The 22191-nt window shown below is 71.5% G+C and carries 16 protein-coding genes and 1 pseudogene; 14 read left to right on the top strand and 3 right to left on the bottom strand.

All coding sequences use genetic code 11. The features are described from left to right. Window positions 1-110: 110 nt before the first annotated feature. Window positions 111-650 carry a DUF5994 family protein gene (locus tag ACI2K4_RS31075; RefSeq protein ID WP_404516466.1) on the top strand — a complete coding sequence of 180 codons (540 nt, stop codon included), beginning with the start codon at window positions 111-113 and terminating at the stop codon, window positions 648-650. Between the two features lie 431 nt (window positions 651-1081). Here ACI2K4_RS31075 and ACI2K4_RS31070 read toward each other — a convergent pair whose 3' ends face one another. After that, on the bottom strand, window positions 1082-1474 hold the full coding sequence (locus tag ACI2K4_RS31070) for a DUF302 domain-containing protein (protein ID WP_356536435.1): 393 nt from the start codon (window positions 1472-1474) through the stop codon (window positions 1082-1084). Between the two features lie 194 nt (window positions 1475-1668). Between ACI2K4_RS31070 and ACI2K4_RS31065 the strand changes: the two genes are divergently transcribed. The 8 genes and pseudogenes from ACI2K4_RS31065 (at window position 1669) to ACI2K4_RS31030 (ending at window position 10568) form a co-directional block, all read left to right on the top strand. Then, entirely contained in the window at window positions 1669-3042 is a 1374-nt protein-coding gene (locus ACI2K4_RS31065) for a rhodanese-like domain-containing protein (protein ID WP_404516464.1), read from the top strand. A gap of 43 nt (window positions 3043-3085) precedes the next feature. Then, window positions 3086-3445: a rhodanese-like domain-containing protein gene (locus ACI2K4_RS31060; protein WP_404516462.1), complete on the top strand. Its 360-nt coding sequence runs from the start codon at window positions 3086-3088 to the stop codon at window positions 3443-3445. Next, window positions 3442-4188, top strand: a complete 747-nt coding sequence (locus tag ACI2K4_RS31055; protein WP_356536430.1) for a sulfite exporter TauE/SafE family protein — start codon at window positions 3442-3444, stop codon at window positions 4186-4188. Before ACI2K4_RS31060 ends, ACI2K4_RS31055 begins: the two co-directional genes overlap by 4 nt. 119 nt (window positions 4189-4307) lie before the next feature. After that, window positions 4308-4880 carry a rhodanese-like domain-containing protein gene (locus tag ACI2K4_RS31050; protein WP_404516461.1) on the top strand — a complete coding sequence of 191 codons (573 nt, stop codon included), beginning with the start codon at window positions 4308-4310 and terminating at the stop codon, window positions 4878-4880. Window positions 4881-4945: 65 nt separating this feature from the next. Beyond that, window positions 4946-5212 (top strand): metal-sensitive transcriptional regulator, encoded by a 267-nt coding sequence (locus ACI2K4_RS31045; RefSeq protein WP_363306451.1) that lies wholly within the window; start codon window positions 4946-4948, stop codon window positions 5210-5212. A gap of 578 nt (window positions 5213-5790) precedes the next feature. Then, window positions 5791-6223 (top strand): annotated as a pseudogene (locus tag ACI2K4_RS31040) (transposase); the annotation flags it as partial. Window positions 6224-6582: 359 nt separating this feature from the next. Then, window positions 6583-7158 (top strand): hypothetical protein, encoded by a 576-nt coding sequence (locus ACI2K4_RS31035; RefSeq protein ID WP_404516460.1) that lies wholly within the window; start codon window positions 6583-6585, stop codon window positions 7156-7158. A 908-nt stretch (window positions 7159-8066) separates the two neighbouring features. Beyond that, a complete protein-coding gene (locus ACI2K4_RS31030) occupies window positions 8067-10568 on the top strand; it encodes an ATP-binding protein (protein WP_404516459.1) in 2502 nt (833 codons plus the stop codon). Between the two features lie 90 nt (window positions 10569-10658). Here the strand turns inward: ACI2K4_RS31030 and ACI2K4_RS31025 are convergent, their stop codons facing one another. Both ACI2K4_RS31025 and ACI2K4_RS31020 read right to left on the bottom strand, forming a co-directional pair. Next, window positions 10659-12893 carry a pyridoxal-phosphate dependent enzyme gene (locus ACI2K4_RS31025; protein WP_404516458.1) on the bottom strand — a complete coding sequence of 745 codons (2235 nt, stop codon included), beginning with the start codon at window positions 12891-12893 and terminating at the stop codon, window positions 10659-10661. A gap of 25 nt (window positions 12894-12918) precedes the next feature. Then, window positions 12919-13125, bottom strand: coding sequence for an MbtH family protein (locus tag ACI2K4_RS31020; RefSeq protein WP_356536418.1), 207 nt, complete (start codon window positions 13123-13125; stop codon window positions 12919-12921). A 387-nt stretch (window positions 13126-13512) separates the two neighbouring features. Here ACI2K4_RS31020 and ACI2K4_RS31015 point away from each other — a divergent pair, with 387 nt between their 5' ends. The 5 genes from ACI2K4_RS31015 (at window position 13513) to ACI2K4_RS30995 (ending at window position 22188) form a co-directional block, all read left to right on the top strand. Next, complete coding sequence (locus ACI2K4_RS31015) at window positions 13513-14112, top strand: TetR/AcrR family transcriptional regulator (protein WP_404516457.1); 600 nt, start codon at window positions 13513-13515, stop codon at window positions 14110-14112. A gap of 144 nt (window positions 14113-14256) precedes the next feature. Beyond that, entirely contained in the window at window positions 14257-16986 is a 2730-nt protein-coding gene (locus tag ACI2K4_RS31010) for a LuxR C-terminal-related transcriptional regulator (protein WP_404516456.1), read from the top strand. Next, entirely contained in the window at window positions 16955-19993 is a 3039-nt protein-coding gene (locus ACI2K4_RS31005) for an AAA family ATPase (protein ID WP_404516454.1), read from the top strand. Before ACI2K4_RS31010 ends, ACI2K4_RS31005 begins: the two co-directional genes overlap by 32 nt. A gap of 235 nt (window positions 19994-20228) precedes the next feature. Continuing rightward, a complete protein-coding gene (locus ACI2K4_RS31000) occupies window positions 20229-20600 on the top strand; it encodes a nuclear transport factor 2 family protein (protein ID WP_356536412.1) in 372 nt (123 codons plus the stop codon). Between the two features lie 145 nt (window positions 20601-20745). Continuing rightward, window positions 20746-22188, top strand: coding sequence for a tryptophan 7-halogenase (locus ACI2K4_RS30995; RefSeq protein WP_363306443.1), 1443 nt, complete (start codon window positions 20746-20748; stop codon window positions 22186-22188). The last annotated feature ends 3 nt before the right edge of the window (window positions 22189-22191 follow it).

The following is a 22191-nucleotide window of genomic DNA, read 5'->3' as shown; positions in this document are numbered from 1 at the left end:
GTCCGCTCGACGGGCGTACCGTGGGGGTGTCAGCACATCGACGCAGGCAGGGCCCCTGCGGGCGGCAGAGAGCACGGTCGTCAACAGTGGGGTCCGGAACGCGGTGCAGTATGTCGACACCTCTTCGTCACGGACACTCGCCCGGCCAGGACGCCGCACCACATCGTCACGGCCCCCTGCGTCTCCGCCTCACCGAACAGGGGAAACACTCTCGCTTGGACGGCGCATGGTGGCCACGTTCACGCGATCTCGATTCCGAGCTACCGGAGTTGATCGCCCGTCTGGACCTGGAGTGGGGCCGCATCATCGACGTCACGGTCAACCGGCGGCTTTGGCCGAGTGTTCCCCACCATGTGGGCGCCGGAGCCCATACGGTCCGCCTGGGGTGGTTCGACGCTGAGCAGGATCCGCATGTGCTGATGCTCTTCTCCTACCCGCCGGGCCACTGGGAGCTGCTCGTCGTGCCACCCGAGACGGAGCCCGAGGACGCCGCGCGCCTGATGGCCGGCGCCTCCCGTGCCGGAAATCTCAGGACGGCGAGTGCACTGGTCGATCCCGCCTCCACCGATCGCTGGGGTTCCGACCGTTGGACCGGTGCGGGTCCTCGGGACTGGGGCGCCGAGAAGCGAGCGACAGCCCGGGGACGTTGAGGGAAGGGGCCGCGGTGCCCGATCCCCGCTTCGTCGTGCTCCGTCACGACTCCCGCCACGCCGCTCCCCGTACCCCGCGCGGTGCCCGGAGACGCCAGGGCGTGGCGTGCTGTCGGGCATAGCTACGCCTCGGGGCCGGCTGTGGCGTGGATGTACTTGAGGACAGCGCGGTCTTCCACCCGGTCCGGTCCGGGCAGCGTGGCCCAGTACGGGTGTGTGATCACGAAGGTGGTCAGCTCCAGGATCCGGGCCCGGTATCCGGCGAGGCGCTCGGCCTGCTCGGGAGTGTAGCCAGGCCTGTCCGGCTCCTCAGGGCGGTGAGGGCTCGACGGCTCCGGAGGCTCCCCTGCATGTGCGCGAATTTCTCTTTCGACAGCACCCGCCTGGGAAGTCGGAGTGGAGCCGCCCTCCAGTGGCGTAGCCATCAGCTCCTATCGGCGTGTGAGGGCATCCAGGGCCGCGTCCAGACGCTGAGTGGCTTCGGCAGCGACGGGCTCGAGAGCGGGGAGGCAGGTGAGGGTGACCATGGTGGAGGGGTCGAGGGCCTGGACGAGGGTGTTGTCTCCGTCGCGGCGCACGACGACGTTGCACGGCAGGAGGAGGCCGATGCTGCGGTCGGCTTCCAGTGCCTGGCGGGCAAGGGGCGGGTTGCAGGCGCCCAGGATCAGGTAGTCCTCCATCTCATGGCCGAGTTTGGCCTGGAGGGTGGCGGTGACGTCGATCTCGGTGAGGATGCCGAAGCCTTGATCGGCGAGGGCCGCCCGGACGGCCGTGACGGTGTCGTCGAAGCCACTGTCGAGGCGGATGGTGCGGTCGTAGGACATTGATTCGTCTCCATTTGTGCGTGAACCTGCTGCGTTCCTGGATACCTCGCCGGGCCCCCGTCGGCGTGCAGGCACTGCCGTCGGCGGGGGCCCGGCGAGGTATCCACACCTACAAAAATACCCTGGGGGGTATCACTGTTACAGTGGAACGCAGATACCCCCCGGGGTAAAGCGACGCAAGAAAGGAGGCCTCCGTGTTCTTCGTGGACATCCTGGAGATCGAGGGTCTGGGAAACCGCAGCTACCTGGCCGGCGGTCGGGAGGCGGCCGTGGTGATCGACCCGCCGCGGGACGTGGAGCGGGTGGTTGCGGCAGCGGCCGGACGGGGCGTGCGCATCGCGTACGTGGCCGAGACGCACGTGCACAACGACTACGTGAGCGGCGGCCTGGAACTGGCCCGGCTGACCGGGGCTACGTACCTGGTGCCTGCCGCGGCCCGGGTCTCCTTCGACCGCACCCCGGTCGCCGACGGCGACACGCTGCCTGTGGAAGGAGGTCTGGCCCTGCGGGCGCTGGCCACCCCCGGCCACACCCCGCATCACACCTCCTACATCCTGCAGGAGGACGGGCGGGAGGTGGCCGCGTTCACGGGCGGATCTCTGCTGATCGGCAGCGTGGGACGCCCCGACCTGGTCGAGCCCCGGCTGACGGAGAAGCTGGCCCGCGCGCAGTACGCCTCCGCACACCGCCTGGCCGCGGAACTCGACGATGCGGTGCAGGTCCTGCCCACGCACGGGTTCGGCAGTTTCTGCTCCTCATCGCAGGCGGAGGGCGACTCCAGCAGCATCGGCCAGGAACGCAAGACCAATGCAGCGCTCACGAAAGACGTGGACACCTTCATCGCGGACATGCTCTCCGGGCTGGAGGATGTGCCCGCCTACTACGCGCACATGGGTCCCCTCAACGCGGCCGGCCCCGCGCCGGTCGACCTGACCCCGCCGAGGACGGCGGGCGGCAAGGAGGTCGCCGAGCGGCTGGCCGCCGGAGAGTGGGCGGTGGACCTGCGCAGCCGTACGGCGTTCTCCGCGGGACACGTGGCCGGAACGGTCAACTTCGAGGCCGAGGGCAAACTCGCCACCTACCTGGCGTGGCTGATCCCGTGGGGCAAGCCCGTCACGCTGCTCGCAGACAGCCCGGCCCAGCTCGCCCAGGCCCAGCGGGATCTGGTACGGGTCGGTATCGACCGGCCCTCGGCGGCCGCCACCGGAGACCCCGCCGGATGGCTGAGCGAGGGAGAGGTGCTGCGTTCCTTCCCCCGCGCGGATTTCGCCGCCCTGAAGAAGGCACGTGAAGCCGACGAGAGCCTGGTGGTTCTGGACGTGCGCCGCGACTCCGAGCGCGCCGGCGGATACGTGCGGGATTCCGTTCACATCCCTGTCCACGAGGTTCATGACCGGGCCGGTGAGATTCCGGCCGGGACCGTGTGGGTGCACTGCGCCGGCGGGATGCGTGCGGCCATCGCCGCTTCCCTGCTGGACGCCGCTGGCCGTGACGTCGTCGCCGTCGACGACTCCTTCGACGCCGCCCTCGACGCAGGACTGGCCCTGACCACAGGTCCTGGTCACTGAACGGCTGTCCATCCACCGCATTCCGAGACCGGAGGGAAAACGCATGTTCCTCTTCCGACGCAGTACCGCCCGCGTCACCCCCGCCCAGGCACGCCAACGCACCACCGATGGTGATGCCGTACTCCTCGACGTGCGGGAGCAAGCCGAGTGGAAGGCCGGGCACGCCCCCGGCGCTGTGCACGTCCCGCTCTCCCTGCTGGTCACCGGTAAGGCCCTGCCTGCCGCAGCCGAGGGGCGGCCGCTGGTGGTGATCTGTCGTTCCGGGCACCGTTCCCAGCAGGCCGCGAAACTGCTGACCGAACGCAGAGTCGAGGCTGTCGACGTCAAGGGCGGCATGAACGCATGGGCGTCAGCGGGACTGCAGGTGGTCGACGACCGCGGAAGCAGTGGCCGGATAGCGTGAGTGTCCTTCTTCTCGCTGTCGTCGCCGGGGCAGTCATCGGCCTGGCCCTCGGGGCTCTCGGCGGTGGTGGCAGCGTCCTGGCCGTCCCCGCCCTGATCTATCTCCTCGACTTCACCCCGGGTGCCGCCACCACCGCATCGTTGATCATCGTCACCGCAACCTCGGCCACGGCTCTCTCCTCGCATGCGAGGTCCGGCAACGTGCGCTGGAAGACCGGTGCTCTGTTCGCGGCCGCCGGGATCCTGCCCGCCATCGCAGCGGCCACCCTCGCGGCACACGTGCCCGAAGCGGTTCTGACGGCAGCGTTCGCCGCGGTAGCGGCCCTCGCCGCGCTGGCCATGCTCAGGACGCCCGCCGCCGAGCAGGAACCGCGGCAACCCAGACCCGCGCGGGCAGCCGGGGCGGGGGCCGGACTCGGCGCAGTGACCGGATTCCTCGGGGTTGGCGGCGGATTCCTCGCCGTCCCCGCTCTCGTCTCCGCACTCGGCCTGCGCATGCGGGCCGCGGTCGGCACCAGTCTGCTGGTCATCACCGTCAACTCCCTGGCTGCCCTTACCGCCCGCGCCGACAGCAGCACGCCCCTGGACTGGGCGGTCATCGCCCCCTTCACGGGAGCCGCGATCCTCGGCGCCTGGGACGGCAAACGCCTCGCGACGAAAATCTCCGGCCCTGCCCTCCAGCGCGTCTTCGCAACTGTGCTGCTGGCCGTGGCCGCTCTCATGCTCACCGACGCCCTCACCTGAACCCGACCCGCAAGAAGTGTGCGGCCATGTCTCGCCGGTACTCACCGGTGCCCCTCGCGTTAGACGGAACTGGCCGGACACAGCCCAATAGCCCATCGACACCTACGGAGCACCGCATCATGACCAGCCCCCACACCCTCGACACAGACCAGGCCCGCACCCGTCTCCACGAACTGATCGTCCTGGACGTCCGCACCCCGGGCGAATACGCCACAGGCCACCTCCCCGGGTCCCTCAACATCCCCCTCGACCACCTGAAGCAGGCCCTGCCCGACATCCGCCACGCGGCCGAGCGCGGCAACATCCTCGTTGTCTGCGCCTCCGGCGCCCGCTCCGAGAGCGCCTGCAACACCCTGTCCGCCCAAGGCATCACGACTGCCACCCTCACCGGCGGCACCGGAGCATGGGCCGCCGCCGGCCACCCCCTCCACCACCCCGACACCAACCGAAACACCACCTGGAGCATGGAACGACAGGTCCACCTCACCGCCGGCGCAATAGTCCTCACCGGCCTCGCCCTCGGCCGCCTGCGCCACGCCTTCCGCCTCGCCTCCGCCGGTGTCGCGGGCGGACTGGTCTTCTCCGCCCTCACCAACACCTGCGGCATGGCCGCCCTCCTGGCCAAACTCCCCCACAACCGCACCCACCAGGGTGACCTCGAGGTCACCCTCGCCGCCCTGCGCGACCACTGACCCCCGCAACCTAGATACCCCCTGGGGTACCATGAGGCGAGAGCACACAAGGCCGGGAGGCACCCGTGAAGGTCGACGACGACGCAGTCAACGCAGTCCTCAACCGCCTGCGCCGCGCCCAAGGGCAGCTGTCCGGCGTCATCGCCATGATCGAAGCCGGACGCGACTGCAAGGACGTCGTCACCCAACTCGCCGCCGTCTCCAAAGCCCTCGACCGGGCAGGCTTCAAGATCGTCGCCAGCGGCATGCGCCAGTGCATGAACGAAGCCGACGAGAACCAGGCCCCCATGACGGAAGAGGAACTCGAAAAACTCTTCCTCGCCCTCGCCTGAACACCACCCCCGTCGGCCCCCTCGGACGGCCGACCGGGATCAGCCCGCCGCTCAAGCCAGCCGGGACGGCGGCGTGCCTCCGAGTAGGGGCGGCACCCCAGAGCAAGGACTGCCGCCCCTACTCGGTAGCGTGATCACCGCGACCAAGCCTCAAGCGCAGGACAACGACAACCGCGGACTCCCAGGCTGAGGATTCGCCGCCCTCATGCTCGGCGCATTCATCGCCGAAGCGCTGTTCGCACTCATCGGCGGCTGGCCAAGCCTCGCAGGCATCGTCGTCACCGTGCTCCTCCCCAACCGGCTTCGCCGCCGACGTGCCCCGGTCATCTCGTTCGCGGTCCTGCAACGGGGCCGCTGGCCTCTGGGCCCGGCATGGCCGTTTCCCCCTGTCGCAGGCATGACCTGGGGGGGTGGTGTCACCGGGTCTGGAGGTGTCGTCACAGACGCTGATGAGAGGTCCGGCCCGGCGCAATGCCGGACAGTTCGCGGGCGGCAGGTCTGCACGACGTGGATGCGCGAGCACGACACCAACGCCCAGGCCGGCACCGTGAACACCCTTCAGGGAGAGGGAGTAGCGGATGTTCGACACCACTGAGGTGGACGTCTTCCTGGGCCTGGACGTCGGCAAGAGTGCCCATCACGGGCACGGGCTGACCCCGGCCGGGAGAAGGTCTTCGACAAGCAGCTGCCCGACAGCGAGCCGAAACTGCGGGCCGTGTTCGAGAAGCTGGCCGCGAAGTTCGGCACCGCCCTGGTGATCGTGGACCAGCCCGCTTCCATCGGCGCCCTGCCCCTGGCCGTCGCCCCGGACGCAGGCTGCAAGGTCGCCTACCTGCCGGCCTCGCGATGCGCCGGATCGCCGACCTCTGGCCTGGCCGCGCGCGCACCGACCACGGCGACGGCCAGGAGGCGGACGCGGCGGCCGACAGCAAAGCGCCGGCCGACACCGCGCACACCACCCCGGACACGGACGAGGAGACACCAGAACTCGGTTCCGCAGACGGCGCGGACGGCGGCGAGCGGGACGAGCACGCGGGCAGCAGCCCGTCCCGTTGCTGCGGTTCTCCCTCCCCCATCACCCCGGAGACGTCGCCATGTTCCTGCGCATCCGCATCCTGCACCCCGACTCCGAAGTCTGGCTGAGCGGATACAACGCCCTGGGCACAGGAGACCGCGTCCACCTTGAACTCCGGCGGGTAATTCTTCGTGACCACGAGATGTCCGTTCGCAGATCTTCAGGATCCAGTGTCTCGTGTGTCCAACATCCGGGGTCAAGACCCGATCGTCCTGTCGCCCTGGTTCATCGCCGCCTCGCTGATCGGCTGGGCCGTCGTGGGCACAGCGGTCGCGGACGGACAGGAGGCGGGGAAGTGGGCGACGCTCCGGACTCCCAGTTCCGGGACACCGGCCGGCGGGTCCGCAACATCGACCTGCAGGTGAGCGGTCTCGACAGCCGGCTGGACGTTCTGGAGGGCGAGCACGAGCGGTTGAAGTCCCGGTTCGGCCACACCCAGGACCTGGACCACGAGCTGCGTTCCATCCGCGACGACATCTCCGGTCTGAAGACCACGACCGAGGAAGCCGACGGCCGCCTCGACGAGCTCGATGACCGCGTCACGGCCGCGGAGCGGACGGTGAAGAGGCTCACCCGGCACGTGCGGCTGGTGGAAGGCCAGGTCTTCGATTGTCAGATCCCGGTCCGCGAACGGTCGAACGCTCTGCTCAGCCTGTGGAAGGCACGGGCATTTCCTCTTGGCCCCTGCTTTATGTCTGCCGAGCTCACTCAGAAGAAGCTCAAGCGTGGCGCCCACCGTTCCGTCCAAGCACTCGAACGCGACATCCGGGCCTGGATCGCGCTCGGTGTGCCGTGTCTTCAGATGGACTGCCGCACGGCCCTGGCAGAGCCCTCCGAGCTCTCCGTCACAGCGGCCGAGCAGATGCCCTAGCCGCACCCGGGGCCGGGAGTTGGGTTCGGCTCGCCGCCGAGATGCGGGTCCCGTCCGAGCGGGGGCGATGCACCGGGATCGCCCCCGCAGAGCTGCCACTCGGTGTCCGGTGCGCGCGGCGTCCGTCCCTGCCGGGCTCGAGTTCCGCACTTCTCGGGAGAGTTCCCGACGCCTCTCGCTCACGAGCCATGGCCTGAAACGGAGCGGATCCGGCGCACGCTTCCGGCGGAACGGGTGTTCCGGTCCGCGTTCGCACGGAAATCCTCGGCAGTCGGCGCGGACACACTTTCCGAAACAGGCGTGAAACGGGCTCGCCAAAACGAATAAACGGGCGCGCAACGCCACCGAACCCCGGACCACAGTCTTTTGTTGCCCGTAAGGAATTACTTGACCCGCGGAGGCGGCCATTCCTAGGCTCTGAGGCAATCACGCGGAACGAATGGGACACCTCGCGTGAACAGCATTCGCCCTCGCGACGCCCCCCCCTCCCCCCACATCTGAGCGCAGAAAGACGGTATCGAGCCGTGGTCACCCGCATTGCAGACACCCTGGGCGTCGGAGAACGGGCGGCGAGACGCTTCGGCGGGTTCACCAGCGGCTGCCCCGGGCCGAGCGCGGCGACTGACGGCAGGCACTCCCCCAAGCGTCCCTTCCTCACCTTCCCGACCGACCGGGCTGCCCCCAGAACGCAACCGAACTTCCTCTGAATTCAGCCCGGACTGCGCTCCGATCCCAAAGGACATCCACTTTTCCGTTCTCGGCATCTGCCGCGACTTCCCCACGTCCCCCATCAAGCGCGTTTCCCTTCGGGTACCCACGCCCGATTTCCCGCTTTCCACGAAACGGCTTCGCCTTCCGAATCCACCAGCACGTCACTGCACCCGCCGACACCACGAAAGGTGTGTGCCATGTCCACCCCCACGACTGTCACGTGCGACACCTGCGGCACCTCACTGCCCCGGACCAAGCAGTCCCGCACCTCGCAGCCCCGAGCCCGCCACTGTTCCAACGCCTGCCGCCAGCGCTCGTACCGGCTGCGGCAGAAGTCGGGCGGCGTGGAGGCCGGGCTGAGCAGCGAACTACTGACACAGCTGAGCAGCTTCGTCGGACGCACCGACGAGCTGGTCGAGCTGACCCGCCTGCTGCACGAGGTGCGGCTGCTGACGCTGACCGGGCCGGCCGGCGCGGGCAAGTCGCGGCTGGCCCTGGAAATAGCGGGTCAGGAGGCGCGCGGCCGCCGCAGCGACGTCTCGGTCGTCCGGCTCGGTGCGGTCACCGACGCCGACGCGGTGCGCCGACGGATCCTCGACGCGCTCGGCGACGAGTCCGACCAGAGCGCGGCGGGGGCCTCGGCCCGGGACCAGCTGCTCGTCCTCGACGACTGCGACCATGTGCTGTACACCTGTGGCACGCTGCTGACCGAACTGCTCCCCGGACGGCCACGCCTGAGCGTGCTGGCCACCAGCAGGGAGCCACTCTGTCTGCCCGGCGAGTCGGTGTTCTCCGTGACCGGTCTCGCGCTCAGCGATCCCGAGTCCGTCAACTCGCTTGCCGACGGGCTGCGTTCCGACGCGGTCACACTCTTCATGGACCGGTCGCGCGCGGTCGCGCCGGATTTCCGGCTCACCCGGGGAAACGCCGCTGACGTGGCGGAGATCTGCGCACGCCTGGACGGACTTCCGCTGCCGATAGAGATGGCCGCCCGGCTGGTACGCGTCTTTCCGCCCGCGGAGATCCGCTCCCGGCTGCACGACCGGCTGGCGCTGCTGACGAACGGCTGGCGGCTCGCCGACGACCGCCACCAGAGCCTGCGCGCCTCGCTGGAGTGGGGGTACGCGCTGCTCAGCCCGGTGGAGCAGGCCCTGCTGCGCCGGCTGTCGGTCCTGCCGGGCGGATTCGGTCCGGACGCGGCCACTGCGGTCACGGCGGACGTCCCGGCGGCGACGGCCGCGCTGCCTGAGCTGCTGGTCGCTCTGGAGTCGAAGTCCGTCATCGCTCCCCCCAGCGGTGCGGACGGCGGCGCCGCCCGGTTCCGGCTGCTGGAGTCCACGCAGTGCTTCGGACAGGAGCAGCTCCTCGCCGAGGACGAGGACACGGCGGTGTACGAGCGCCTGTTCGGCTGGCTGACATCGTTGTCCCTCCCGTTGCGGAGCGAGGCTGTGGTGCCGGTCGCGGCGCTGGAGCGGCTTGCCGAGGAACGCGTCAATCTCGCGCACGCGGTGCGGCGCATGGGACAGGGCTCCGACGAACGCCAGTTGCTCTTGGTCGCGGCGTTGGCCGCGGTGGAGGCGGCGCGGGGGCGGAGTGCCGAGGTGGCCGGGCTCGTGGAGCACGCTCTGGAGCAGACCGGGCCGCACTCCGACCACCACGCCCTCGCACTGGAGGCAGCGGCCCTGACCGGCCGAGGCGCGGGGCACGGCGGGGCGGTGCGACGGATGGACCAGGCGGTCCGGGAGGAGCGCCTGCGGGGCCGTTCACCCTTGTTGGGGCGGCTGCTGCTGGTACGGGGGATCCTGCGCCAGGTGCGGGACGAGCACCGGCCATCGGTCGACGACCTGGAGGAGGCACTGGAGATCGGGCTGCGGTACCAGAACGACACTCTGGTGGCGCTGAGCCGGGGCGCGCTCGCCCGGCACCTGCTGGAGAACGGCGACCCGGCCGGCGCGGAGGGTGAGCTCACCCGAGCACTGCCCGTACTCCGCGGCCGGGTCGCCCCGCAGTGGCTGAGCTCCGTGCTGTCCACCGTCGGCGCGCTCGCTCTGGAGAAGGGCGACCTGAAACGGGCGGAGGAGCACTTCGCGGAGGCGTTGCGCTGTCGTACGTACCATCACGCGGACTCCGCACGGGCGTTGGAGGGGCTGGCGCTGGTCGCGAGCCGCGGCTACCGGTACGACCGGGGAGTACGGCTGCTCGGCGCGGCGGAGCGAGTGCGGGGCGATGGGGGCGGGTTCGAGGAGAGCGGCTGGTGGCGGCAGCGTGTCGGGGAGGCGCGCGACGCGGTGCTGCGGGCGCTTCCCGTTGGCCGGGCCGAGACCTGGCTGCAGGCCGGCCGTGAGATGCCCTGGCGGCAGGCGCTGTGCCTGGCGCTCGGCGACGAGCCCGCGCAGTCCCGGACCGAGAGGGCCGTGCATCCGCTGAGCAGGCGGGAGCAGGACGTGGCCGCCTTGGTCGTAGAGGGATTGACTAACCGTCAGATAGCGGCGCGTATCCATGTTTCGGTGCGCACGGTGGAGACGCACATTCGCCATATCCGCACCACGCTGGGGTTGCGGTCCCGGGCTCACATCGCGGCGTGGGCGGCGCAGCAGCTGGCCGATCTCCCCTCGGCAACTCCGGCGCCGCACCCGCTGCCGGATCCCCGTGTACCGGTCGGGGGCCGGGACGTCCGGCCACAACTGCGGGGCGCGTAGGGGCCGCGGGGCGGGCCCGCGACGCGGGCGGCCGGGTTGACTCGGCGGGCAGGGCGAGGACGGAGCTCCGGGTCCGCCGCAGCTGAGTCCTCAGGGCCCTGGTGCCGTCTCCACCCTGATCAGTGCCATCGCCGCGTCCAGGGCGGTCTCGACCTCGTGAGGTGTCGAGCCGACTGCGATGACATGACCGAGCCGGTCGTAGGCGTCCCGGGGCGGGCGGACCGTGCGGCCGGGGACCGCGGTGGTCACGACGGCTTCGACGCCGGGGACGCCGGCGGCGGCTGCCGTCCCGCCGATGCCGGTCAGGAGTCCGGCGCCCGTGGCGGTCAGGAACCTCAGTCCGGCGTACCGGCTCCGGTCCGCGGTCAGGGCGAGGGGCCGACCGGTGACGGCGCGGAGCTGCTGGTCCAGCAGGTCGATTCCGGTCGCGGCGCGAACCAGTTCGGGGATCATGCCGCCGGCCAGGCGTCCGTTGATCTCGATCACGACAGGTCCCTGCGGGGTGAGTCTGATCTCGATGTGGGATGGGCCCAGTTCGAAGCCGATCGCCTTGAGCGCCTGCCGCGCGCACTCCGTCAGTTCGGCCTCCGCCGTGCCGGGCAGAGCGGCGGGAAAGAGGTGGCCGGTCTCGACGAAGTACGGCAGTGCGGTGGCGGTCCGCCGGGTGATCCCGACGCACAGGGCCTCGCCGTCGGCGCAGAACATCTCCACGCTGTACTCGGGAGCGTCCACGAACTCCTCGACGAGTGCCCTGCCCGGCCGCGCCTGGCCCCTGATGTTCTCGGTGGCGTCGAGGATCTGCGCGGCCTGCGCGTGGGCGCTCGCCACGTCGGCGCACCAGCGCACGTCCTGCGAGCCTGAGCCATCCGCCGGTTTGACCACGCAGGGCAGGCCGACCCGGGCGACGGCCGCCGCGACCGCGTCGGCGCTGTCCACGACGACGTGGGCGGGCTGCGGTACACCCGCTGCGCCCAGGGCGGCGCGTGCCAGTGACTTGTCACGGCAGAGCCCCGCGGTGCCTGAGGCGTGTCCGGGCCGTCCGAGCGACCTGGCCAGGACTGCCGTGTGGGCGAGGTAGAAGTCGCTCGTGGTGGTGACTCCGGCGACGGTGCGCCCCGCGGCAGCCGAGTCGGCGGCGGCGCGGACGGCCGCCTCGTCCTCGGTGTCGCAGAGGACGGCGGTGCAGCCGGTCCCCTCCAGCTCCGGGTAGCGGGTGGGGTCCTTGGTGAGGAGGACGGGGGCGAGGCCGAGCCGGGTCGCGGTGCGCAGCGCCAGCATGCCGGTGCCGGTGGTGTTGGACTCGACGAAGACCAGGACCGGGCGGTCCCCGCGCGGAATGGCGGCGCAGGACCAGGTGCGAACGGTCGTGCCGAAGAGCACCTCGGTGGGTACGGCGGCGATCGGGCCCTCGGGCCGGTGCCGGTAGACGGTGTCGGTGTAGCGGTCGCCTCGGTCCGGCATGATGCCGACGATCCGGGTCCCGGGGGCGGCACGGGACGCGAGGTGGGTGAGGACGCGGTAGACGGAGCCGGAGGTGTTGCCGGCGAAGATCTTCTGTTCCCGTGCGAGGCTCCGGGTCGCGTCGAAGGCCTCGTCGTCGGAGAGCCAGTGGATCTCGTCGAAGAGCCGGTAGTCGATGTTGTCGGGGTAGAGGCTGTTTCCGAGGCCGCTCTGTCTGCGGGTGGCGACGTCGGGCTGGCCGAACAGCACGCTCCCGACGCAGTCGACGCCGACCACCTTCAGGTCGGGCAGGTGTTCCAGGAGCGCGGCGGAGGTACCGCAGAGCGAGCCGCCACTGCCGACCGAGCCGACCAGGACGTTGACGGTGCCGAGGTCCTCCAGGAGTTCGGCGGCGAGGGTGCGGTAGGCGGCCGGGTTCTCCGGATTGCTGTACTGCTGCGGCCACCAGGCGCCCGGCAGGTCGCGCATCAGTTCCGCGAGGCGTTCGAGGCGGGCGCTCTGCCAGCCCTGGGCCGTCATGGCCCCGACGACGTGCACGCTGCAGCCCATCGCCTCGAGCTTGGCGAGGGTCACGGGGTCGATCCGGGGGTCGGTGACGATGTGCACGGGGTGCCCGAGATAGGTGCCGACCAGGGCGACACCGAGGGCCATGGTGCCGGAGGAGCTCTCCACGATGGGGGCGCCCTCTCGGAGCACGCCAGTGCGGCGGGCCTCGAGGATGACGCGGCGGGCGACGCGGTCCTTCATGGCGTAGGGATTGAGCAGTTCGAGTTTGGCGTAGACCTCGACGTCCTCGGGGGCGTCCACCCGCAGCCGGACGGCCGGGGTGTTTCCGATGGCGTCGACGAGGGTGTCGTGTCGCATGCGCGCTCCTCGGGGTGTGCCGCGGTCAGCCTTCCATGGCCTCGATCAGGCTCCTGGGCCGCAGGTCGGTCCAGTTCGCCTCGATGTGGTCCATGCACGCCTCACGGCTGTCCTCGTCGTGGGCGACGGTCCAGCCGTCGGGGACCTCCGCGAACGCGGGCCACAGCGAGTGCTGTCCCTCCTCGTTGACGAGGACCAGGAAGGTGGCGTCCGGGTCGTCGAACGGGTTCATCCGTCCCACCGACCTTTCCGTGTCTTCGCGCGGCAGCCGGTCCACCGCAGCGCCGTCATCCTCACGGCACGCGTCGGGCCGGTCCTCGGTGGGATCCACCGTTACGGCGGCGAGAGGGACGCCGACCCGCGAATTCCCTGCTAGAACAGGGTTCCCTGGCAGGGGAGTTCAGACCAGCGGCAACCGCCCGGGACACGGATGGGGAGGCACTGCGACGCGACACCCCTTGTTCCGCACCCGAGAGGGGTTCGGCACCCGGGAGGGGTGCCTTCCTCCTGCTCCGCCGCATCGCCCGGCGGTGTGCGGGGCCGCACCGCCCGGTACAGACCAAGCGCCCGTCACCACCACTGTGAGGACACGATGTACAGGGAACCGCCCTCCCACCCCGTGCACGGCCGCACCTTCACCCAGGACGCACGCAGAGCACAGATCGTCCAGGCCACGATCGAAACGCTGGCCGAGATCGGTTACGCACGAACCTCGTTCACAGCGATCTGCAGACAGGCCAATCTCAGCAGCACAGGCCTGATCTCCTACCATTTCGCGGGAAAGCCTCAGCTGCTGCGGGAGGTCGCGCGGACCGTCCTGGAGAAGTCGGGGACGCTGCGTGCCGACAGGGTCGCACAGGAGATGACGTATCGCGGGAAGCTGGGCGCCTACATATCCTCGCACTTCGACTTCATGACCGTCTTTCCGGCGCACGCGCGGGCGCTCAGCGAGATCACCGAACTGGTCCGGGAAGGGGCGGCGCCCGGTCTCGACGACGTCGCGCGCGGCGCCCTGTCGGTGGAGGGCCTGGTGGTACTGCTCGAAGAGGGCTGCCGTGCGGGCGAGTTCCGCATCCCCGACCCGGCGGTGCTGGCACTGGCGGTGCACGGCGCGATCGACAACGCCGTCCGTCATCACGAGCTGTTCGCCGTGGCCGATCCGGACCGTCTGGCGCGGGAGCTGACGGACATCTTCACGCGGTGCACGCTGTCCCCGTAGCGGTCCGCCGCGGCTGTCCGGGGAGCGCGTACGGTGGCCCGCACGGTGACGTGCGGCACGGGGGCCTGTCGCTCGGCGGTCCCAGGGTGGGTAGGAGTACCTGCGGCGACGGCCGCCGGACCACTCGGGAACAGGACGACACTGGTGCTACTGGAACGCGAGGCGGAACTGGCGTCGGCCGCTGTCCGCCTGCGAGGTGCCGCGGCTGGACACGGCTCCGTGCTCCTGGTCGAGGGGCCGCTCGGAGCGGGCAGGTCGTCGTTCCTGGAGGCCCTCGCGCAGCGGGCGGAGCGGTTCCGGGTGCTCCGGGCTCAGGCGTCCCGCTCGGAGCGGTGGCTGGCCGGTGGGGTCGTCGACCAACTGGTGGAGTCCGCGGGCTGCGACGAGGCGACGGCGGAGGCGGGCAGCGGGCGGCGGTCGCGGGAGGACGCGCCTCGCGGGCCGACCGCTGAGCGGGTGCCGCTGGGGACCGTGTTGGAGGGCCTGCCCGGAGAGGACGGAGTGCTGGTCCTTGTCGACGACCTGCACTGGTCCGACGCGGAGTCGCTGGCCGAGCTCTCGAGGAGCGTTTCCGAGCGGCGAGGCCGACGCGTCGTGTTCGCCTTCTCGCTGCCGTCCGGCGCCGTACCGGACCCCGGCTCGGTGCTGCGGGGGCTGGTGGACGGGGCGGACGTCAGGATCGGGCTGCGCGCCCTGGGTCCCGGGTCGGTGCGCCACCTGGTGGAGGCGGCCCTGGGCGGTCCTGCGGACGAGGCGTTCGTGGAGGCCCTGCGGGTGCGGTCCGCCGGCAGTCCGCTGATGCTGCGGTCCCTGCTGGACGAGGCGTACGCCCTCGGCCTGGAACCGCGGGCCGAGCACGCGGAGCTCGCGCGTACGCTCCGCTCGGACCCCCTGTGCCAGTACCTGTCGGCGTTCCTGCGGTCCCGGCCCGGCTCGGTCCGCCGGGTCGTGCACGCGCTGTGCGTCCTGGGCTTCGAGGCGGACCAGCGGGTCGCGGCGCGGCTGGCGGGTCTGGACACTCCCGGGTACACCGAGGCGGTCGGCTCACTGGACCTCTGGGGGCTGGGCCGGCCGGGGGCCGACGGGTCCGGCACCCTGGTGTGGGACGCGCTGGCGGACGGCATTCCGGCTGACGATCTCACCGTGCTGCGCAACCACGCGGCGGTGCTGCTGCACCGGGCCGGGCATCCGATGGAGGCCGCGGCCGGGCATCTCCTGGCGGTGCAGACGCTGCGGGCTCCGCAGGCGGTACGGATCCTGCGGGCCGCCGCCGGGAGCGCGCAGGCGCGGGGGGCGCCGCGCGACGCGGCCCGGTATCTGCGCAAGGCCCTGTCGGACGGCTCGTGCACCGGGCTGCTCCGCGCCCGGGTGCTGGCCGATCTGGTGGCGGTGGAAAGGGAGTTCGCGACCGTCGCCGCGCTGCGGCACGTGGTCGAGGCCCTGCCGTTGTTCGACTCCGCCCGCGACCGTGGCGCGATCGCGGTCCAGTTGGGACCGCTGCTGTACCAGCCGGCGGAGTCAGGCATCGCCGTCCTGACGCGGGACCTGGCCGCGGAGCTGGGGAGCGCGGACGCGGGCGACGGCGCCGCGGCCGAACTCGCGCTGCGCCTGGAGGCCCGCCACTACGCCCTGGGCGACCAGGACCCCGTGATCCTCCGGGCCGCACTGCGCAGGCTCGACGGGCTGGGCCGGCGACCGCCCGTGCGGACCCAGGGGGAAAGGGAGCTGCTCTCCGCGCTGGTCCACGTCGCGTTCGTCACCAACAACGCGTCGGCCGAGCGGGTGGCGGACCTCGGGGGTCCCCTGCTGGCCCTGGAACCGCCCGACCCGCGGCACGCCCACACTCCCCTGCCGTTGCTGGTGAACGCCCTGGCCGCAGCAGAGCACACCGAGATGACGGTCCACTGGCTGGATGCGGTGGGACGGCGCGTCGACCCCCGGGGTACGGGCGCGGAGGCGGCCGTGCTGCGGGCGGAGCGCGCGTTGGTGGCCCTCTCCCACGGCCGGACGGCCGAGGCCCGGCGGGCCGTCGTACGGCCCGATGCCGTGCCGGACCCTGAGGCCAACGCCCTGCCGGCCATCTGCTCCGCAATCCTCGCCATCGTCACCCTGCACGGCGACGAGCCGGAGCTTGCCGAGGAGTTCCTCACCGGCGATCCGCCGCGGCGCCAGGACCAGTACCACGCCGCGCTGCTGCACATGGCGCGCGGCCTGCTCGCGGCCCGGCGCCGACGGGACCCGATCGCCCTCCACCACTTCCGTACGGCGGGCGAGCGGCTGGAGCGCATCGGCTGGACGAATCCGGCCGTACTGCCCTGGTCCTCGCGCGCGGCACTGCTGCACCACCGGCTCGGAAACCAGGAACAGGCTCTGGCCGCTGGACAGTTCGAGCTGGAGCGGGCCCGCCGCTGGGGCGCCCCCTCCGCCGTGGGGCGGGCGCTGGTGGCGCTGGGCCGGGTCACGCCCGGCAGACGCGGCACGGCGGTGCTGGCGGAGGCGGTGTCCGTGCTGGAGGGATCCACGAACCTCGACGAGCTGTGCCGGGCACTGTACGCCTACGGCAGCAGGGAGGGCGTGGAGGGGAGGCGGGCCGGCGAAGCCCTGCGGCGGGCGCGCGCGCTGTCCGTCGTCTGCGGTGCGGACCGGGTGACGCAGCAGATCCGAGTACAGATCGGCCGGAGTCCCGCCGCCCCGGAGCTCACCCCGTCCGAGGCTCGGGTCGCACGGTTGGCCGCGAACGGTCTGCGCAACGCTGACATCGCGCAGCGGCTCCAGGTGTCGAAGCGGATGATCGAGAGGTACCTGACCAACGCATACCGCAAGCTGGACATCAGCGGGCGTGATGCGCTGCCGCCGAACATCGGAACGGAATGAGCGGCACACCGAACCCCGGACCACAGTGTTTTCGCACCGGGCAGATGTTTGCTTGACCACACAGGATTCCGCTTCCTACCATCGACATTTCACTCGATCATGGTGCGATCAGGGCCGGGGGGCATGCCCTGGGGAGGCGGTCTGTATCGCTACGACGGGCGCCCACGACCAGCAGCCGACGGCCCGACGGGGCAACCCGCCGCTCGTCGAACGCGAGCGCGAGACGGCGGTGCTGCGCGAACTGGTCCGGCGGACCGCATCGGGGCGGGCCGGTCTCGTCGTCGTCAAGGGGCCGGGCGGTATCGGCAGGACGACGCTTCTGCGCGCCCTCGCCCACGAGGCGCAACACCGCGGCCTGCGCGTCGTGGAGACGGCGGGGGCCCGTGTGCGGACCCTCCGCCTAGGTGCTCCGGACGCCGCGGGCGTCGACGGTCAGGCCCTCGCGCGGGTCGGCCGGTCACGGGCCTCGGTCGGGCAGGTCCGTGTGCTGCCCGCCTCCCCGGCCGTCGTCGCGCCGCCGCACGGTCCGCTCCTGACGTACCGGCAGGTGGTGGGCTCCGCCACGGCGACGCGTCCGACGCTTCTTTCGATCGACGACGCCGACCGCGCCGACCTGGAGTCGGTCAGGGTGCTCGTCCGGATGCTGCGCGCCCGGCACGACCGGCCCGTCCTGCTGGCCCTGGGCTGGCGCGACGGCGAGGAGTCGGCGGCGCCCTTGGAGTGGGTGACCCGTTCGATGTCAGAGGTAGTCAGGCCCCGGCCGCTGACCGGGGCGGGCATCGGCACGGTCGTGCGCCGCCTGACGGACGGCACCGTGGACGCGGGCTTCCAGGCGGACTGCCTGTCCGCGACCAGCGGCATCCCCTCGTTGGTGACGGGCCTGGTGGCCGGGATGCGCGAGCTGGGCCTGCCCCTGACCAGCGCCGGGCTGACGGCGGCGGGCGAGCACGACATCCCGGTGTTCGGTGAGCGGGCGAGGCGCCTGTTGCACGGGCAGCCCCCCGCCGCCGTAAGCGCCGCACAGGCGGTGGCCGTTCTGGGCGAGGGGACGCTCACCACGGCCGGAGCCGGTCTTGCCCGGCTGGAGACAAGCGCGTTCGCACGTTCCCTCCGGCGTCTGGAGGCGGTCGGGCTGGCCCGGGGCTCCGGTCCGGAAGCCTGGTCCCTCGCACACCCCGCCGTCCGCGCAGCGGTCCTGAGGAGCACGCCGCCCCGGACCCTCACGGACCTGCACGGGCGGGCCGCGCGGCTCCTGCACGACAGCGGAGCGTCGGCCGACGACATCGCCGAGCACCTGCTCGGCGCACCCGCCGTGGCGCGTACGCCGTGGGCGCGCACGGTCCTGCGGGAGGCGGCCGGCGCCGCGATGCTCCACGGGGCCGCCGAACACGCCGTGGAGTTCCTGAGGTCCTGTGTCACGCCCGGCCACGAGGACGCCTGCGACCCCGCGCTGGTGGCGGAACTGGGCGTCGCCGAGAGCCGGGTGGACCCGGAGGCCTGCATCGGGCACCTGACGTCCGTGCTCGACCGCCTGACCGATCCCGACCTGCGTCTGCCGGCGCTCAGCGCACTCGTCGGCGCCCTGACCCGCACCGGAAGGACGGGACACGCGGCGGCGCTGCTGGCCGCCCAGGACAACGGTTCGACCGCCGGAAGGGCACGTCTGCAGCTGCTGGAGGCGGACATGCTGATGGCCGCGACGGACAGTCTCGGCGCCTGCTCGAGCCTCCTCGAAACGGTCTCCCTGCGCCTGGACCTGCCCGGTGCGAGCCCGGAGGAGCGGGCCCTCCTCGCGGGCCGCGCCTTCCTCGCGACGAGCCGGACGGAGCGCGTCTCCCAGGCTCTGGCCGCGGTGAACCGGGTGCTGCGCGTCGCCACGCCGATCACGGACTCCCCCGTCACACTGGCCGCAGCGGCGGCCACACTGACCTACGCGGACCGACCGGCAGACGCCGCACACGTCTACCAGCAGCTCCTGGAGGGCACCGACACCGTGCCCGACCGGCTGCGGTCCGGTCTGCTCGCCCTGGACGGCGAGGCAGCCCAACGCCTGGGTCGCCTCGACGACGCGCTGCGATCCACGGCCGAGGCCCTGGGTTCGACGCCCGGCCCGCGGTTCACCCATCATCAGGCGCTGGCTGTGGCGGTACGCCTGCATGCCCTGCTCGACAGGGGCGACGTCGACGCGGCCGAGGTCCTGGCCTGCGCGGTGCCGCCGGACGTGATCGACGACGCCTGGCAGTGGAACGAGTTCCTCGGCGCCCGCGGGCGCCTGCGGCTGGTCCTGGAGGACCCCGGGGCCGCCGTGGCGGACTTGACGGAGTGCGGCCGCCGGCAGGACCTGTGGCAACGGGCGAACCCGGCCGTCTCGCCCTGGTGGTACTGGGCCGGACACGCCCACCTGGCGATCGGCGACCGCGCCGAGGCGGGCCGGCTCGCCACCCGGGCCGAGGAACTGGCCCGCGCCTCCGGCCTCCCCGTCGCCCTGGGGACAGCCCTGGAACTGTTGGCCTCTGCGAGTGACGAGCCGGGTCGGCTTCAGCTGTTCGCGGACGCCGAGAGCACGCTGGAGCACGGAGGCGCCCCCCTGGCGCTGGCGCGGGCGCGCGTGGCCCGCGGTCGTGCGCTGCTGCGGGCCGGGCACACCGGCGAGGCACGGACGGTGCTGCGTCTGGCGTGGGAGGAGTCCCACACCCTCGGGGCCCGCGCCCTCCACGACGAGGCGCACGGCCTGCTTCTGAGCGCGGGGGCGCGGCCCCGGCGCTCGGCTGCCCGCAGGTCGGGCGAACTCACCCGCAGCGAGAGGCAGGTGGCACGGCTTGCGGCGACCGGTCGGACCAATCTGCAGATCGCGGAAGTACTCTTCGTGACGCGCCGTACGGTGGAGGTCCACCTCACCTCCGTCTACCGCAAGCTCGGCCTCTCGGGGCGCAAGGAGTTGCGCGGTGCGCTGGGCCGCCCCCGGCCCGCCGGGGACGTCCTGGCAAAGGGCGGGCAAGAGCTCTGAAGGCCGGGGCAGGTCGGTCTCCCGCGGTCACGGAACGTACTTCCTTTCCGGCGCTCTGCCCGAACAGGGTCAACCGTGCTTACTCTTGGAGAGGTCGCGGAGCCAGGCGGTTCGCCTGTTGCCGCCGGGTCCGACCCCTCAGCGGGACTGGGCCCCTTCCATCCCCCACCCTCGTGTCAGTCAGCTCCCCGTCGCGCGGAGCGCTGACCGTCCCTCTCGACCGGAAGGAAACGGCATGACCGCTTTCGAGGTGGAGCAGATCGCAGAACGAGTGCACCGCTACTACGCGTTGGTGGACGACGGTGACGTGCCGGGCGTCGTCCGGCTCTTCTCGGCCCACGCGGTCTACGAGCGGCCGGGCTACGACCCCATCGTCGGGAGGGAGGGGCTCGACGCCTTCTACCGCCGTCAGCGGGTCATCGACCGGGGGAGCCACACGGTGCTCAGGCTGGTCGTCGGCCCTCAGGACGCCGCTGTCGAGGGCGAGTTCCGCGGGACGTTGAAGGACGGCAGCGAGGTGGACCTGCGGTTCGCCGACTTCTTCCGACTCGACGACGACCTGCTCTTCGAGTTGCGCAACACGTACTTCTTCTCGGCGGCTGTGTGAGCGCGGGGCGCCGCCCGGTGTAACGACGGCTCACACCGATGCCGCGCCGACCGCGGCCCACCAGGATTCCGTACGGACGACCGCGTCATGGTCGCCGCCGGCCGATCACGTCGGCCGGTCCCCTCGCTCCGTCGGAAGGCCCCGTATGAGCAGTACCGGCGATTCGGAATCGGCGGAGTCGTTCGATGTGATCGTCGTCGGAGGCGGCCCCGCCGGGTCGTCGGCCGCGACCTTCGTGGCCATGCAGGGCCACCGGGTCCTGCTCCTGGAGAAGGAGAGTTTCCCCAGACACCAGATCGGTGAGTCCCTGCTGCCGTCGACGGTGCACGGGATCTGCGCCCTTCTCGGCGTGTCCGATGAGCTGCACGGCGCCGGATTCACGAGGAAGCGCGGCGGCACGTTCCGCTGGGGCTCCAACTCCGAGCCGTGGAGCTTCGACTTCGCGCTGTCCGAGAAGTTCGCGGGCCCCACATCGTTCGCCTATCAGGTCGAGCGCATGAAGTTCGACCAGCTGCTCCTGGACAACGCCAGGCGCAAGGGTGTCACGGTCCGGGAACGCTCCGCGGTCCGCGATGTCCTGGAGGAGAACGGCCGGGTGTCCGGGGTCCGTTACGAGTACCAGGGCGGCGCCGAGCGGGAGGCGCGCTCCCGGTTCGTCGTCGACGCCTCGGGCAACCAGAGCCGCCTGCAGGGCCGGATCGGCGGTCAGCGCCGCTACTCGGAGTTCTTCCAGAACATCGCCCTCTACGGATACTTCGAGGGCGGGAAGCGCTCCCCCGAGCCGAACAGCGGGAACATCACGTGCGTGGCCTTCGAGTCGGGGTGGTTCTGGTACATCCCGCTGACCGACACGCTCACCTCGGTGGGCGCGGTGGTCCGCAAGGAGTGCGCGGACCGGATCCGGGGCGACCGCGACCGGGCCCTGGCCGCGATGATCGCCGACTGCCCCCTCGTCTCCGACTACCTCTCCGAGGCCGAACGGGTCACCACCGGGCCGTACGGCGAGGTCCGCGTGCGCAAGGACTACTCGTACCTGCACGAAGACTTCTGGCGTCCGGGGATGACGTTGGTGGGCGACTCGGTGGGCTTCATCGATCCGCTGTTCTCCTCCGGCGTGCACCTGGCCACGTTCAGCGCGCTGCTCGCCGCGCGATCCGTCAACACCGTGCTTCGCGGCGAGCTGGACGAGGAGGAGTGCTTCGCGGAGTACGAGGCCCGGTACCGCAAGGAGTACCAGGCCTTTCACGACTTCCTCGTCGGCTTCTACGACGTCACCCGGGACGAGCAGCAGTACTTCGACGACGCCCGGCGCGTCACCCGGGACCCCTCCCCCGGCGCGGAGGCGTTCGTCGGCCTGGTGGGCGGCGGCGCCTCGGACGACACGGCGCTGACCTCCGAGTCATACCGCGACCAGCGCAAGAGGGATCTGCACCGGCAGTCACGCGACGTCCACCAGGAGGGGCACCGCATCCAGATGCAGGCCGCCTTCGGCGAGCCGGCCGACGACGTGCCGGCCGTTGAAGGCGGACTGGTCGTCGCCGGGGACGGTATGCACTGGGCGAGGAGCCCGGAGTCAGCTCCTGTGTGACCC

Source organism: Micromonospora sp. NPDC050397 (genome assembly GCF_044901685.1).
Lineage (GTDB): Bacteria > Actinomycetota > Actinomycetes > Mycobacteriales > Micromonosporaceae > Micromonospora_G.
Note: the sequence above shows the minus strand (reverse complement) of the source record. Positions and strands in the feature narration are given on the sequence as shown.

Coding starts and splice junctions, on each gene's coding strand:
- ACI2K4_RS31025 (WP_404516458.1), bottom strand. CDS start 12,893: ATGCGACACGACACCCTCGTCGACGCCATCGGAAACACCCCGGCCGTC.
- ACI2K4_RS30995 (WP_363306443.1), top strand. CDS start 20,746: ATGAGCAGTACCGGCGATTCGGAATCGGCGGAGTCGTTCGATGTGATC.
- ACI2K4_RS31020 (WP_356536418.1), bottom strand. CDS start 13,125: ATGAACCCGTTCGACGACCCGGACGCCACCTTCCTGGTCCTCGTCAAC.
- ACI2K4_RS31075 (WP_404516466.1), top strand. CDS start 111: ATGTCGACACCTCTTCGTCACGGACACTCGCCCGGCCAGGACGCCGCA.
- ACI2K4_RS31050 (WP_404516461.1), top strand. CDS start 4,308: ATGACCAGCCCCCACACCCTCGACACAGACCAGGCCCGCACCCGTCTC.
- ACI2K4_RS31060 (WP_404516462.1), top strand. CDS start 3,086: ATGTTCCTCTTCCGACGCAGTACCGCCCGCGTCACCCCCGCCCAGGCA.
- ACI2K4_RS31070 (WP_356536435.1), bottom strand. CDS start 1,474: ATGTCCTACGACCGCACCATCCGCCTCGACAGTGGCTTCGACGACACC.
- ACI2K4_RS31005 (WP_404516454.1), top strand. CDS start 16,955: ATGCGCTGCCGCCGAACATCGGAACGGAATGAGCGGCACACCGAACCC.
- ACI2K4_RS31030 (WP_404516459.1), top strand. CDS start 8,067: ATGTCCACCCCCACGACTGTCACGTGCGACACCTGCGGCACCTCACTG.
- ACI2K4_RS31000 (WP_356536412.1), top strand. CDS start 20,229: ATGACCGCTTTCGAGGTGGAGCAGATCGCAGAACGAGTGCACCGCTAC.